At 68.3% G+C, this 14,366-nt stretch carries 13 protein-coding genes and 1 tRNA gene; 7 read left to right on the top strand and 7 right to left on the bottom strand.

Going from position 1 to position 14,366, the window contains the following annotated elements:
- Positions 1-8 precede the first annotated feature (8 nt).
- Complete coding sequence (locus tag B2Y21_RS06330; protein WP_422653067.1) at positions 9-521, top strand: zinc-binding dehydrogenase; 513 nt, start codon at positions 9-11, stop codon at positions 519-521.
- A gap of 130 nt (positions 522-651) precedes the next feature.
- On the opposite strand, the gene B2Y21_RS06325 is transcribed toward B2Y21_RS06330, so the two are convergent.
- Positions 652-1,056 carry a YkvA family protein gene (locus B2Y21_RS06325; protein WP_003166321.1) on the bottom strand — a complete coding sequence of 135 codons (405 nt, stop codon included), beginning with the start codon at positions 1,054-1,056 and terminating at the stop codon, positions 652-654.
- A 54-nt stretch (positions 1,057-1,110) separates the two neighbouring features.
- On the opposite strand from B2Y21_RS06325, the gene B2Y21_RS06320 reads away from it, so the two are divergent.
- Both B2Y21_RS06320 and B2Y21_RS06315 read left to right on the top strand, forming a co-directional pair.
- Positions 1,111-1,893, top strand: coding sequence for an SDR family oxidoreductase (locus tag B2Y21_RS06320; protein WP_292058053.1), 783 nt, complete (start codon positions 1,111-1,113; stop codon positions 1,891-1,893).
- 269 nt (positions 1,894-2,162) lie between these two features.
- Positions 2,163-2,237: transfer RNA gene (locus B2Y21_RS06315), tRNA-Gly, on the top strand.
- A gap of 126 nt (positions 2,238-2,363) precedes the next feature.
- Here B2Y21_RS06315 and B2Y21_RS06310 read toward each other — a convergent pair.
- The gene (locus B2Y21_RS06310) at positions 2,364-3,470 is read right to left on the bottom strand and encodes a phytase (protein WP_292058050.1); all 1,107 of its coding nucleotides are present in this window, start codon (positions 3,468-3,470) and stop codon (positions 2,364-2,366) included.
- 254 nt (positions 3,471-3,724) lie between these two features.
- Here B2Y21_RS06310 and B2Y21_RS06305 point away from each other — a divergent pair, with 254 nt between their 5' ends.
- From B2Y21_RS06305 to B2Y21_RS06295, 3 genes are all read left to right on the top strand, one after another.
- A complete protein-coding gene (locus B2Y21_RS06305; protein ID WP_292058048.1) occupies positions 3,725-6,568 on the top strand; it encodes a TonB-dependent receptor in 2,844 nt (947 codons plus the stop codon).
- 201 nt (positions 6,569-6,769) lie between these two features.
- Positions 6,770-8,191, top strand: a complete 1,422-nt coding sequence (gene lpdA / locus B2Y21_RS06300; protein ID WP_292058046.1) for a dihydrolipoyl dehydrogenase — start codon at positions 6,770-6,772, stop codon at positions 8,189-8,191.
- A 149-nt stretch (positions 8,192-8,340) separates the two neighbouring features.
- On the top strand, positions 8,341-9,426 hold the full coding sequence (locus tag B2Y21_RS06295; RefSeq protein WP_292058044.1) for a DUF5694 domain-containing protein: 1,086 nt from the start codon (positions 8,341-8,343) through the stop codon (positions 9,424-9,426).
- Here B2Y21_RS06295 and B2Y21_RS06290 read toward each other — a convergent pair.
- Positions 9,423-9,977 (bottom strand): GNAT family N-acetyltransferase, encoded by a 555-nt coding sequence (locus B2Y21_RS06290; protein WP_292058042.1) that lies wholly within the window; start codon positions 9,975-9,977, stop codon positions 9,423-9,425. The genes B2Y21_RS06295 and B2Y21_RS06290 overlap by 4 nt on opposite strands.
- Before the next feature lie 69 nt (positions 9,978-10,046).
- On the opposite strand from B2Y21_RS06290, the gene B2Y21_RS06285 reads away from it, so the two are divergent.
- On the top strand, positions 10,047-10,838 hold the full coding sequence (locus tag B2Y21_RS06285; protein WP_292058041.1) for an SDR family oxidoreductase: 792 nt from the start codon (positions 10,047-10,049) through the stop codon (positions 10,836-10,838).
- A 4-nt stretch (positions 10,839-10,842) separates the two neighbouring features.
- Here the strand turns inward: B2Y21_RS06285 and B2Y21_RS06280 are convergent, their stop codons facing one another.
- The 4 genes from B2Y21_RS06280 to fsa all read right to left on the bottom strand — a co-directional run bounded on the left by B2Y21_RS06280 (position 10,843) and on the right by fsa (position 14,252).
- Positions 10,843-11,811, bottom strand: coding sequence for a pepsin/retropepsin-like aspartic protease family protein (locus B2Y21_RS06280; protein WP_292058039.1), 969 nt, complete (start codon positions 11,809-11,811; stop codon positions 10,843-10,845).
- Positions 11,812-11,946: 135 nt separating this feature from the next.
- Positions 11,947-12,861, bottom strand: coding sequence for a tyrosine recombinase XerC (locus B2Y21_RS06275; protein WP_292058038.1), 915 nt, complete (start codon positions 12,859-12,861; stop codon positions 11,947-11,949).
- An 11-nt stretch (positions 12,862-12,872) separates the two neighbouring features.
- Positions 12,873-13,574 (bottom strand): DUF484 family protein, encoded by a 702-nt coding sequence (locus tag B2Y21_RS06270; protein WP_292058036.1) that lies wholly within the window; start codon positions 13,572-13,574, stop codon positions 12,873-12,875.
- Between the two features lie 24 nt (positions 13,575-13,598).
- The gene (gene fsa / locus B2Y21_RS06265; RefSeq protein ID WP_003166309.1) at positions 13,599-14,252 is read right to left on the bottom strand and encodes a fructose-6-phosphate aldolase; all 654 of its coding nucleotides are present in this window, start codon (positions 14,250-14,252) and stop codon (positions 13,599-13,601) included.
- Positions 14,253-14,366: the final 114 nt, after the last annotated feature.

Raw genomic sequence — 14,366 nt, 5'->3', positions numbered from 1 at the left:
GCGCGCGCGTGGTCGCCGCCGCCTCGACCAACGACAAGGTGGAGTTCGCGCTGGAGCTGGGCGCTGACAACGGCCTGATCTACCCTTCCGGCCCGATGGACAAGGCGGCCCAGAAGGAGCTGTCGGGCGAGTTCAAGCTGTCGACCGGCCGCGACGGCGCCGATGTGGTGTTCGACGGGGTGGGCGGCGATTACGCCGAGCCGGCCCTGCGCGCGATGGACTGGAACGGCCGCTATCTGGTGGTGGGCTTCCCGGCGGGGATCCCGTCCCTGCCGCTGAACCTGACCTTGCTGAAGTCGGTGTCGGTGGTCGGCGTCTTCTGGGGCGCCGCCGTCGCCCGCGATCCCAAGGCCCACGCCGCCAACATGGCCGAGCTGATGCAGCTCTACGCCGAGGGCAAGATCAAGCCGCGCGTCAGCCGCACCTTCCCGCTGGAGCGCGCCCATGAGGCCATCCAGGCCCTCAGCGACCGCTCGGCCGTCGGCANNCCCTTGTGGGAGAAGGTGGTAGGCGAAGCCTGACGGATGAGGGGTGGCGACGGCGCATTTGAAGTCCGGTCGCCATCCCCTGCATCAATCATCAAAAGACCGCGCCCACACCCCTCATCCGAGCGCCTTCGGCGCCCACCTTCTCCCACAAGGGGAGAAGGGTTTATTCCTCGTCCTCCCGCAGCCGCTTCAACGCCTGCGCCGCCTGATCGTGGTGGCGGGGCTTGAGGTGGGCGCCCAGGGTCGCCAGCACCGCCGCGATCACCGCCGCGTCGTCGGTGAAGCCGATGCCGGCGAAGATGTCGGGAATGGCGTCCACCGGCATGACGAAATAGGCCAGCGCCCCCAGGATCAGCCCCTTGGCCGCCAGCGGCGTCTTGGGATCCTGGGCGGCGTACCAGGCGGCCATCGCCTGTCCGGCGAAGGGGATGCGGGCGGCGGTGCGTCGCATCTTGGGCCAGAAGCCCTTGCGCACGCGCATCTCGTTCACCTTCTGCACGGCGGGAACCAGAGCCTTTTCAGGATTGATGGCGTCATCGGGCGACACCCCGTTGGTCTTTGCGGTCATGGCCGCTAAATCCTCGCACGAGCACTCGGTTCAATCGAATATAGGACGACTTTCATGAAACTCGACGCTTCGATCGCAGCAGTGGTGACGGGCGGGGCTTCGGGCCTCGGCGAAGGCACGGCGCGCGCCCTGGCGGCCAAGGGCGTCAAGGTCGCCCTGTTCGACCTGAACGAAGAGCGCGGCGAGGTCATCGCCCAGGAGATCGGCGGCGTCTTCTGCAAGGTGGACGTGACCTCGGACGAGAGCGTCGCCGCCGGCTTCGCCAAGGCCCGCGCCGCCCACGGCCAGGAGCGCCTGACCGTCAACTGCGCCGGCATCGCCACCGGCCAGAAGACCGTCAGCCGCAAGCGTGAGACCGGCGAGATCCGCGCCCACGACATGGCTCAGTTCGAGCGCACCGTCTCGATCAACCTGTTCGGCACCTTCCGCGTCCTGTCGCAGTCGGCGGCGGGCATGGTCACGCTGGAGCCGATGGACGACGGCGAGCGCGGCCTGATCATCAACACCGCCTCGGTGGCGGCGCAGGACGGCCAGATCGGCCAGGCGGCCTATTCGGCGTCCAAGGGCGGCGTCTACGCCATGACCCTGCCGGTGGCGCGCGACCTGATGAACGAGGGCGTGCGGGTCAACACCATTCTGCCGGGCATCATGTGGACGCCGATGATGGCGGGCATGGACCAGAAGGTGCAGGACGCCCTGGCCGCCATGATCCCCTTCCCCAAGCGCCTGGGCACGCCGGCCGACTACGCCGCCCTGGCCCTGCACCTGGCCGAGAACACCTACATCAACGGCGAGTGCATCCGTCTGGACGGGGCTATTCGTCTGGCTCCTCGCTAAGGCGAGGAGCGGAAGGCCGCTAACGCTCGCCGCGCGGCGGCTCGCTGCTTGAGCGGGCCGGGCGCGTAGCGGCAGGCGGCGGCGTTTTGAAGCGGCCTCCGAGGCGTCCATGCGGGCGTTTCGGAGGCCGTTTTCGTGTGAAGTTTCAGGGCTATTCGAAAAAAATCGACGGATTGGACGAAAATCGAAAAAGGGGCTTGCGCGATCCGAAGTCGGTCCGCTATACGCCCCTTCCTCGACGGGGAGCAGCACATCGCTCCCAACGGAGTGCGGGCGTAGCTCAGGGGTAGAGCATCACCTTGCCAAGGTGAGGGTCGGGCGTTCGAATCGCCTCGCCCGCTCCAGTCGAAAGGGAAAACGGGGTCTGGCCGCAAGGTCGGGCCCCGTTTCCTTTTGCGCCCTGTTCATCGCCGCACATGAAAAAGGCCCGACGATCGCGTCGGGCCTTTTCACGTTCTGCACCTTTGGCCCTACAGGCCCAGCGCGGCGCGAATGTCGCGCCAGTCGACGTATTTGAAGTTCTGGGTTCCGGTGTCGTTGACGTCGTCCTGGATCACCACCAGGCCCTCGGGGAAGGGGCCGACCGGACCGCCCAGCGCGGCCAGGCCGTCGGTGCCCGTCACCCCGTCGATCGTCCCGTCCACGACCACGAAGCGGCCCTTGAACTGCGGCGCTGCGCCGTCGATGCGCCAGACGGGGAAGGTCGAGTCGCCCTGGCTGGAGGCGATCAGATAGCGCGCGGCGCCGTCGGTCAGCGTCGTCAGCCCCTCGGCGTCGGCGACCAGCACGCCCGGCGCGACCGGCTGGACCAGGGTGCGCGTCCCGCCCGAAGCCGGATCGAGGCTGTAGCGCCACAGGCCGACGTTTTCCTCGGCGATGTAGAGGGCGTCGGTCGCCGGATCGGCGGCGCAGCCTTCGGAGATGGAGCCGATCTCGGCGCGGCGGACCAACTGTGCGGCGGGGCGGCCGTCGGGTCCGGCGGCGACGATGAACTGACGCAGTTCGCCTTCATGGCCGACCAGGACGGCGTGAACCTCTTCGCCGCGCCGGGCGAAGCAGAAGCCGTAGGGCTCGACCACGTCGGTGGCGATGGAGCCCCAGTAGCGCACCTTGTTGTCGCCGGTCCCGGCCGGGTCGAACAGATAGAGGGCGACGCCGGTGCGGCCCGGCGTGCGGTCGCTGGCCCCGATCAGCAACTGCGGGCGGCCGTCGAGGCTCAGGCCCTCGACTACGTCGACGTTGTTCAGCAGCCCCTCGGGCATGAACTGCAGAATCTTGCCGTCGAAGCCGTAGACGTAGAGGCCCGCCTTCTTGTCGGTGCCGACGACGAAGCTGGGGGTCTGGACGCCGCCGATGGTCACGGGCGTCGCCGAGGCCCAGACGGCGGGATCGTCGGCCGCGTCGTCGCCGACCGTGCCGACCGAGGGCGTCTCCAGCACGGCGCGCACGGGCGCGCCCTGGCCGACGAAGCCGCCGCCCTCGCCCTGATAGTCCACCTCATGTCCGGCGCAGGCGGCCAGAAGCAGGGCGGGGGCCAGAAGGCCGGCGAGCGAACGCAGGGGCAGGGAGGCGGGCATGAGCGGGGCTTTCCGTCCGAATGAGGAATGTCCGCCCGAAACACGCGCGCGACCGAGCGGTCAACGGCGCCGCCGCGACGGTTCGGCGATGGTTCGACAACGGATGATCTGGGTCGGGACGAACTGTCGTCATCCCGTGTTCCGCTCGCAGATTCCTTTTCGTGAAACCGTCGCGGCCGCGTCGTCGCGGCGCATTAGCCATCCCGCCAGAACCGGGCCGCCAGAAGCGGCGCCGGCCTTCGGGGATATGGATCATGAAGCTCGGACTTCTTCTCAGCGCGGCGAGCCTGCCGCTGGTTTTCGCTGTCGCCGCCCAAGCTGCTGACGCCAGGGCTGCCGACGTTGCGGTTGACGCCGCTCCGGCCGTCGCGGCCGCCCCGGCGGGCGACGGCCTGATCGGCCGTGTCGTCAACGCCGACGGCTCGCCCCTGCCGGGCGCCGAGATCATCGACCGCGCCAGCGGCCGCCGCGCGGTCAGCAACAGCCAGGGCGAGTTCAACCTGGGCGGCGTCTCGGGCCAGGTCACGCTGGAGGCCCGCTACATCGGCCTGCCGACCGCGACCCAGACGGTCGCCGCTGCGCCGGGCCGCCTGACCTCGGTCACGGTCATGATGGGCTCGGGCGATGCGGTCGCCGTGGCCGACGTCATCGTCAACGGCGTCATCACCGAGGGCGTGGCCCGTTCGCTGAACCAGCAGAAGAACGCCGACGGCGTGATCAACGTCCTGTCGGCCGACGCCATCGGCCGCTACCCCGACCCGAACGTGGCGGAATCGCTGCAACGCGTGCCGGGCATCGCCATCCAGCGCGACCAGGGCGAGGGCCGCTACATCAACGTGCGCGGCGCGCCGTCGGCCTTCACCGCCGTGTCGGTGGACGGGGTGACGGTTCCGGCCGTTGATCCGGGCACGCGCGCGGTCGACCTGGACACCCTGCCCAGCGACATCGTCTCCAACATCGAGATCTCCAAGACCCTGCTGCCGAGCCAGGACGCCGACTCCATCGCCGGCGCCGTCAACATCAAGACCCGCTCGCCCTTCGACCAGCGCCGCCTGGCCGTCAGCGGCTATGCCGGCGGCAGCTACAACGACTACGGCGGCGAGGACATCCGTGCGGGCGCCACGGCGTCGAACGTCTTCGGCGCGGACCAGACCTTCGGCGGCCTGCTGTCCTACTCCTACTCCAAGACCAACCGCCGCCCCGACAACGTCGAGTCCGGCTGGACCAAGATGGAGACTCCCGAAGGCGGCGAGGTGTTCGCCCTCGAGGAAAGCCTGTTCAAGGACTACGACACCGAGCGCACGCGCCAGTCGATCAACGGCTCGCTGGAGTTCCGCCCGTCGGACGCCTATCGCGCCTGGGTCCGCGGCTCGTTCGCCCAGTTCGAGGATGACGAATACCGCAACCAGCTGCTGCTGACCTATGACGAAGGAAACCTGCAGACCGGCGCGACCGACCGCAAGGCGACCTTCAATGAGGTGACGGTCGAGCGCCAGCTGCGTCACCGCACCCAGAAGAACGAGATCCTGACCCTGACGACCGGGGCCGAGCGCATCTTCGGCAACGGCGCCGTGTGGGACGCGAACATCTCGTGGGCCAGCAGCGAGCAGACCTATCCGAACCGCAACGAGCTGCTGTTCCGGTCTCGGGCCAAGCCGTCGGTCACCTATGACTTCACCGGCGATCACTATCAGCCGACCTATTCGATCTTCACGACCGGCGAACACATGGATGCGGGGCAATACCGCTTCCGCGAGAACGCCTTCCGTTCCAGCACGACCGAGCAGGAAGAGCTGACCTTCCAGACCAATTTTGAGCTGCCCTCGGTCATCGGCGGCCGCGAGGTCACCTGGAAGTTCGGCGGCAAATACCGCACCCGCGACGTCTCGGCCGACGAGGACCGCTTCCGCAGCCGTGACGCCGCCCATGCGCCGTCGCAGTCCTACGCCGACCTGCTGACGGGCTCGGACTCGCGCAACTACGACTATCTGCTGGGCAAGAAGTTCAACAACGGCCTGGTGGACGACTACTTCGGCCAGATGCGCCCGCTGTCGCCGATCCGTCCGGCGGATTCCATCGCGGCGGACTACACCGCCAAGGAAGACATCCTGTCGGCCTACGCCCAGGGTCGCCTCGACATCGGTGCGACCAACATCATCTTCGGCCTGCGCGTCGAGAACACCAAGTTCGAGGGCGAGGCCGCCAGCCTGATCGATAACGACGGCACCAAGCCCTATGACATGGCGCGGGTTGATCGCGACGACACCGAGTTCTTCCCTAACCTGACGGTCCGCCACAGCTTCTCGGACAATCTGATCGGCCGCTTCGCCCTGACGCGCTCGATCTCGCGCCCCGAGTTCAACCAGATCGTCCCGCGTCGTATCGAAGAGACCGACGGCACGGACATCTCGTATGAGATCGGCAACCCGGACCTGCAGCCGACGCTGTCGAACAACGTCGACTTTGGGCTGGAATACTACTTCGCCTCGCTGGGCGTGGTGTCGGCCAACGCCTTCTACAAAGACCTGACCGACTATCGCTACATCCTCAAGTACGAGGACAAGGTGACGATCGACGGGACCGAGTTCGACGCCGAGTTCGAGACCCCCATCAACGCCCCGAACGGCCATCTGATGGGGCTGGAGCTGAACTGGCAGCAGAAGTTCAGCTTCCTGCCGGGCTGGGCCTCGGGCTTCGGCGTCTTCGCCAACTACACCTGGACCGACGCCGAGATCGAAACGGCCCAGGCCTATGGCGGCCGCAACAAGTTCTCGCTGCCGGGCCAGTCGGAGAACAACTACAACCTGGCGCTCTTCTATGAGATGGCCGGCTTCAGCGCCCGCCTCAGCTACACCAAGCGCAGCGACTATCTGGAAGAGATCAACGCCGATGATCCCGACTTCGACCTGTTCGTCGAGGGGCGCGAGCAGCTGGACTTCACCGCCTCCTACGACTTCGGCAACGGGGTCGAGGTGTTCGGCGAGGCCAAGAACCTGACCGACTCGGCGGGCGTCCGCTACTACGGCTCGCGCGAGCGGACCTATGAGTACGAGAAGTTCGGCTACAACGTCTTCATGGGCGTGCGCTTCAAATACTGATCGGCCGGTAAGGCGAAACGGAGGGCCGGGCGGAGACGCCCGGCCCTTTTGCCTTGCGGCTTTGGGCCGCTTTGCCTTTGGTCGGCATGGCCCCCGGCGCAAACCGGGCCTATATGGAGCCTGGCGGTTGACCCCGCCGGGGTCGGCGCTAGTGTCCGCGCCGTTTCCCGAACCCTGCGCCAGACCGATCAGAGGACTTCCATGGCCGACGCTTCCCAGACCTACGACGTGGTGATCATCGGGGGCGGGCCGGGCGGCTACAACGCCGCCATTCGCGCTGGCCAGCTGGGCCTCAAGGTCGCCTGCGTCGAGATGCGCTCGACCCTGGGCGGCACCTGCCTGAACGTGGGCTGCATGCCCTCCAAGGCGCTGCTGCACGCTTCGGAACTGTATGAGGCCGCCGGCAAGGACTTCGCCGGCATCGGCATCGAGGTGAAGCCCAAGCTGAACCTGGGCCAGATGCACAAGGCCAAGGACGACAGCGTCGAGGCCCTGACCAAGGGCATCGAATTCCTGTTCAAGAAGAACAAGGTCGACTGGCTGAAGGGCCGCGGCCGCATCGCCGGCCATGACGGGACTTTGGGCAAGGTCGAGGTCGAGGCCGCCGACGGCTCGAAGACGACCTATGACGCCAAGAACATCATCATCGCCACCGGCTCCGAGCCGACCCCGCTGCCGGGCGTCGCCTTCGAGGAGGGCAAGGTCATCGACTCGACCGGCGCCCTGTTCCTGCCCAAGGTGCCCAAGCACATGATCGTCATCGGCGCGGGCGTGATCGGCCTGGAGCTGGGTTCGGTCTGGCGCCGCCTGGGCGCCGAAGTCACCGTCGTCGAATACCTGGACAAGGTCGGCGCCGGCATGGACGCCGAGGTCGCCACCGCCTTCCAGCGCGGCATGGCCAAGCAGGGCATGACCTTCCGCATGGGGACCAAGGTCACGGGAGCCAAGTCGGTCAAGGACGGCGTCGAACTGACGGTCGAGCCCGCCGCCGGCGGCGCCGCTGAAACGATCAAGGGCGACGTGGTCCTGGTCGCCATCGGCCGTCGTCCCTACACCGAGGGCCTGGGTCTGGAGACGGTCGGCGTCACGCCGGATCAGCGCGGCTTCGTCGGTCACGACCACTTCAAGACCTCGGCGCCGGGCGTCTGGGTCATCGGCGACGTGACCCACGGCCCGATGCTGGCTCACAAAGCCGAGGAAGACGCCGTCGCCACGGTCGAACTGATCGCCGGCAAGCCGGGCCACGTCGACTACGACCTGGTTCCGTCGGTCATCTACACCACGCCGGAAGTGGCCTGGGTCGGCAAGACCGAGGAGCAGCTGAAGGCTGCGGGCGTCAACTACAAGAAGGGCAAGTTCCCGTTCGCCGCCAACAGCCGCGCCAAGATCAACCACGAGACCGACGGCTTCGTGAAGGTGCTGGCCGATGCGACGACCGACAAGCTGCTGGGCGTCCACATCTATGGTCCGCAGGCCGGCGAACTGATCAGCGAAGCGACCATGACCATGGCCTTCGGCGGCTCGTCCGAGGACATCGCCCGCACCTGCCACCCGCACCCGACCCGCGCCGAAGCCGTCCGCCAGGCGGCCATGGGCGTCGAAGGCTGGACCATGCAGGCCTAAGCCACACCGGCTTTCAGACCGCGATCTGAACGGCGCGCTCCGCACGGGGCGCGCCGTTTTCGTCTGGGGCGGATTGCGGAAACTTAACTTGTCGGGACGCGGCCCCGCCCGCAGCTTCGCCACGGTTTCGCGAGAACGAGGGTGAGGCGATGCGTCTGGGAATTTGGCTGGCGGCGGCGGCGTGGGTGGCGATCGGTTCGGCCGCCTCGGCGCAGGTGTATCGTCCCTCGTTTCACCCCGACCAGCTGAAGGGACCGCCGGCAGGCGCCTTCAATGAGGTGCTGGTGCTGGGTTCGCCTCACCTGTCCAGCCTGCCGGACAGCTTCCGTCCCGAGCTGCTGGAGCCCTTGCTGGCGCGGCTGGAAGCCTGGCGCCCGACCGCTGTCGCCATCGAAAACTTGTCGGGTCTGCAGTGCGACGCCATGCGGCGCTATCCCTCGCGCTACGCCGAGTCGGTCGAGACCTACTGCTATGATCCGAGCGCCGAGGGGCAGGCCCTGGGCCTGGATGTGCCCGCGGCCAACGCCGAGGCCGAACGCCTGCTGGCGGACTGGCCCGCCGCTCCGACGGCGGCCCAGCGGCGACGGCTGGCGGCCCTCTTCCTTGCGGCGGGCGAGCCGTCCTCGGCCCTGGTGCAGTGGCTGCGCCTGCCTGAGGGTGAGCGCAAGGCTCAGGACGGCCTGACGGCGGATATGGCGGCCAAGCTGAACCGGCGCATGACGCGCAAGAACGAGTCCGATCTGCTGGCCGCCGTCCTGGCGGCGCGGCTGGGGCAGGAGCGTCTGTGGGCGGTGGATGACCACACGGCGGACTCCGCCACCCGTCCCGAAGAAGAGGCGGCGCAGGCCAAGGCGATCATGGCGGCCTGGGACAATCCCTATGTCCAGGCGCGCAAGGACATGGATCAGCCCCTGTTTGAAAACCTGGCTCAGGCTGACGGTCTGCTGAACATCTACCGCGCCTACAACACGCCGGAGACGCAGATGCTGGCCTATCGGTCGGACTTCGGCGCGACCCACGTCGAGCCCTCGCCCGAGGCGTTCGGACGACGCTATCTCGGCTATTGGGAGACCCGCAACCTGCGCATGGTCGCCAATATGCGCGACGTGCTGGGCCGCTATCCGGGCACGCGGATGCTGACTATCGTGGGCGCCTCGCACAAGGGCTACTACGAGGCCTATCTGGACCAGATGCACGACGTGCGGCTGGTCAGTTCGGACGAGGTGCTGCGTTAACGGCGGGCCCAATCCGCAGACAACATGGCGTAGATGAACTCGTCGCCCCAGACGCCGTTGAACCGGTCGTTCTGGATCAGATGCGCCTCGCGCCGGAAACGCAGCCGTTCGACCACGCCGATGGAGCCGCGATTATCGGCGTCTAGTCGGGCGAATATGCGGTGCATGTCTAGCGTGGCGAAACCGGCGTCGACCAAGGCGCCGACGGCCTCGGTTGCGTAACCCTGCCCGTTGAAGTCAGGATTGAAGATGTAGCCGACTTCGGCCTGGAGCGCGCTCAGGCTGGCGAGTTTGAGCAAGACCTCGCCCAACAGGGCGTTGTCCGTTCGGCGCGAGACCGCCAACCGCATGACATCGCCGTCCTTGGCGAATGCGGGAAGGGTTGCGGCGGTGAAGGCGGCGCGCGTCTCCTCGGCGCCGGGCGGCGCGGCGTAGAGAAAACGATAGACCTCGGGGCGAGCGTGGTAGTCGCGATAAGCCTCGAAATCGTCCGCACGGAAGGGGCGAAGCGACAGGCGTTGGGTTTCGATCGGTAGGGGCGGAAGCGACATAGGAGCCTTGTTTGGGCGGTCGGGCTTCGTACATGTGAAGTCTATCGCCTATCGCAACGGGAAATCGGGATGGACCTTCAACTCACCGGCAAGCGCGCCTTGATCTGCGGCGGCTCCAGCGGCCTGGGACGGGCGGTGGCGACGGCCCTGGTGGCCGAGGGGGCGCATGTGGCCCTGCTGTCGCGTGATGCGGCCAAGCTGCAGGCCGTGGCCGACGAACTGAACGCCATGGGGCAGGGCAAGGCGATCATCGCTCCGGCCGATCTGGCCGACCACGACGCCCTGCTGAAGGCGGTCGACGTCGCCGAGACGGAGCTGGGCGGGCCGATCCAGATCCTGCTGAACAACACCGGCGGGCCGTCGCCGTCGGGCGTGGCGGGTCTCGATCCGACGGTCTGGCGCGATCAGTTCGAGGCCATGGTGCTGTCGGTCTTCCGCCTGACGGACCGGGTCATGCCGGGGATGCGGGCCATGGGCTGGGGGCGTGTCCTGAACGTCGCCTCGACCAGCGTGATCGAGCCGATCGGGACGCTGGGCGTGTCCAATACCCTGCGCGCCTCGGTGGCGGCCTGGGCCAAGACCCTGGCGGGCGAAGTCGCGGCCAATGGGGTGACGGTCAACACCCTGCTGCCGGGCCGGATCGACACCCCGCGTATCGAGCGGCTGGACGCCGCCCGCGCCGCCGCCACGGGCGCAACGCCGCAGGACGCGCGCGCCGAGTCGGTCAAGTCCATCCCCGCTGGGCGCATCGGCACGACCGAGGAGTTCGGCGCGGTGGCCGCCTTCCTGGCCAGTCCGCTGGCGGGCTATGTCACCGGCTCCCTGATCCGCATCGACGGCGGAGCGGTCAAGGCGATCTGATCGCCTAGGGGCGAGGCGCTGGCAGCGACGTCGGGCGGCGGACCAGGCCGCCCAGGATGATGCGGCCGCGGCCATAGTCCAGCGTCACCTGACTGAACCGGGTCAGGACGTCTGCGCCCAACAACAGGGCGGGGCGGTCGATCAGGTTCAGGATGCGAAAGGCGTGCAGGTCGCCGAACAGCAGGGGGGTCGGTCCCAGATCGCGTCGCGCCAGCCGCAGATTGGTCACGGCGCCGGAGCGCACCAGCAAGGACTGGCCGATCACGCCGTAGACGCGCACCAAGGGGCGCTCGACCCGGCCAAGCTGTGAATCCAGCGCCCGCATCAGGGCGCGGTTGCCGATCGAATATTGGGCGCCGCTGTCGATGAAGGCGACGGCCGGGACGCTGTCGGCGGCGACCTGGGTCAGGATCAGCTGGCTGAAGCGCCCCGAGCGGACATCGGTGATGTCCTGGCCCAAGCGGCTGGCGCGCCCGCCGAAGGACAGGCCGCGCCGCACGACATCCGGGCCCGAGGCGGCCATCATGACGCGGCGGCGCCGCAGGTCCAGCGTCAGGCGAAAGCGCGACAGCACGTCCAGCCCCAGAAGACCGTCGGCACCCAGTAGTCCATGGGGAAAGACCGGCAGGATCAGACCGGCGAACCGTCGCTCGGAAAAGGCCAGATGCGGCAGGCGCACGGTCGGCGTCATCTGGGCGGTGGTGATGCCGTGCACCAGGACGGGCGGGCCGGGCGGAAGGTCCAGCGCCTGCGCCAGCCGGTCGGAGACTGCGCTGCGCTCTGCGCCGGTGTCGATGACGAACAGCGCCTTGCGCCCGTCCAGATCGACCTCGACCCCGAGGCGCGTCAGCAGGTTCGCCAGCAGGCGCGTCTCGGCGTCGGGCGGAGCGGAGGGCGTCTGGCCCGCCGCATCCTGCGACCAGGCCGGGGCGGCCAGAACAAGCCCGGTCTGGGCCAGCAGACTCAGGGCCATGCGGCGGCTGGGGACGAGGCGATCGGTCTCAGAAACGAGAATCGGCCTGTGCACGCGCGTGAACTCCCGTTCCGCGATCCCCAGGCTGGAATTCTGGCGCCTTTTCGAGGTGCTGAAAAGTCCGTTTGCGGAGGGTCAGCCGCGCGGGTGGGCCTGGGCGTAGGCCGCCAGCAGGCGGGCGGCGTCGACCTGGGTGTATTTCTGCGTCGTCGACAGGCTGGCGTGGCCCAGCAGCTCCTGGATCGAGCGCAGGTCGGCGCCGGCGCCGAGCAGGTGGGTGGCGAAGCTGTGGCGCAGGGCGTGGGGCGTGGTCGAGGCGGGCAGGCCGAGGCGTCCGCGCAGCCGCTGCACCGTCGCCTGCACATGGCGAGCGCTCAGGGGGCCGCCGCGCTTCGCTCGGAACAGGGCCTGGTCGGCGTCGATGATGAAGGGCTGCAGCGCCAGATAGGCGTCCGTCGCCTCACGCACCTGCGGCAGGACGGGGACCATGCGCGTCTTGTCGCCCTTGCCGATGATGCGCAAGGATTCGGGCAGGGGGGCGTCCGATCGCTTCAGCGACAGGGCCTCGGAAATCCGCAGGCCGCAGCCGTAGAGCAGGGTCAGGACGGCGCGGTCGCGTGCGGCCTCCCACGGCTCCATGTCGGGATCGGCCTCGGGTTCGTGCAACAGGCCCTTGGCCTGATCCTCGCTGACCGGGCGGGGCAAGGACGGCTTGACCTTGGGGCCGCGCACCAGGGCCAGTTGCGGCGTCGCCACGCCGAGACGCCGGTCGAGGAAGGCGTGAAAGCTCCGGATGGCGGCCAGGGTCTGGCTGAGCGAGCGGGCGTTCAGCGGGCGATTCCCGCTGCGGCGCTCGGCCAGATGGGCGCGGGCCTCGGCCGCCGTGACCGAGCCCAGATCCGCCGCGCTCTGCGGCCCGCCGCGATGGCGCTCCAGAAAGGTCAGATACAGCCGGCCGATGTGGCCGTAGGCCTCCAGCGTGCGCGGCGACAGGCGGCGCTCGTGGGCCAGATGCTCCAGCCAGGCGGCCAGAGCGTCCTGCGAAGTCATGGAGGGGGCGCTCAGGCGTCCAGCGGCCATCGCTCGGCCATGCGTTCGACGACGCGGGCGACGAAGGCCACCAGTTCGCAGCCCATGGCGGGGGTGAAGCCGTCGTCCTCGCCCGAGCCGAAGGCGCACAGGGCGGCGCGGGGCGCGGCGGCGCCCGGCAGGCGCAGGTTCATCCGCACCAGGGCGACCGAGGCGACGTCGCCCTCAGCCGGGCCGAACAGGCTGAGGCCGGTGAAGTTGGGACCGAGCCAGTGCAGGCCGTCCTCGCCCAGCAGGGCGTCGACGCGGCCCGGCTCCAGCGCCTTCCAGCCGAAGGGGACGGCGCCCGGCTTTTCGATCGCCACGGCGGCGCCGGCCAGGCCGAAACGCCCCTGCGTCACGGCGTCCAGGCAGCGCGCCAGTTCGGCGTGGCTCTGGGCCTCCATCAGGTCCAGGGCGGCGACGTGGGTCTGGGTCTGGGCGGCGAAGTTGGCGCGGGCGATCTCTTCGATCAGCTTGCGCGCCCCGGCTTCGCGTTGGGCGACGGCCTCCAGCCGCGCCAGGGCGGCGCGGCCGAAGTCGACGACGTTGCGGCCGGTGGCGGCCAGGCCCAGCTCTTCCAGCAGGGCGCGGTCGTCCAGCAGGTGTTCGGCGTGATCTTCCAGCCAGGCGCGCACCTGCGGCCAGTGCAGGCCCGCCGCCGGGTCGGAAGAGAGGTCCAGGGAAGTGCTCAAGCGGACCTCTCGTCGGGTCAGAAACTACAGAATCGACTGACCGGTCTTGCCCCAGTCGGCCAGGAAGGCATCCAACCCCTTGTCGGTTAACGGGTGCTTTACCAGGGCCTTGAAAACGTCGGCCGGAATGGTCGAGGCGTCGGCGCCGGCCAGCGCAGCGGCGGTCACATGGTCCGCATTGCGCACCGAGGCGGCCAGGATTTCCGTGCTGAAGTCGTGGATGTCGTACAGGGTGCGGATGTCTTCCAGCAGGCCCACGCCGTCGGCGCCGACATCGTCCAGACGGCCGACGAAGGGCGAGATGAAGGTCGCGCCCGCCTTGGCCGCCAGCATGGCCTGTGCTGCCGAGAAGCACAGGGTGACGTTGGTCTTGATCCCCTTGTCGGCGAAGGCGCGGGTGGCGCGCAGGCCGTCCCAGGTCAGCGGCAGCTTGACCACGACATTGGGGGCGATGGAGGCCAGCTTGTCGCCTTCCTTGACCATGGTCTCGAAATCGGTCGCCACGGCCTCGGCCGAGATCGGCCCCTCGACCAGGGCGCAGATTTCGGCGATGACCTCGGCGATGTTGCGACCCGACTTGGCGATCAGGCTAGGATTGGTGGTGACGCCGTCCACCATCCCGGTGGGCAGCAAGTCCTTGATGACGGCGACGTCGGCGGTGTCGAGAAAGAGTTTCATGGGACCAGTTTTAGCGCCGAGTTGTGACGGAAGCGACCGTCTTTCGCGGCCAGGGAAGTTTCAGACTCCGTGATCGAAAAAACAGAGTCCAATTCGTCTGAATCGTCTGAAATC

The organism is Brevundimonas sp. UBA5936, from assembly GCA_002430835.1.
GTDB lineage: Bacteria > Pseudomonadota > Alphaproteobacteria > Caulobacterales > Caulobacteraceae > Brevundimonas.
Note: the sequence above shows the minus strand (reverse complement) of the source record. Positions and strands in the feature narration are given on the sequence as shown.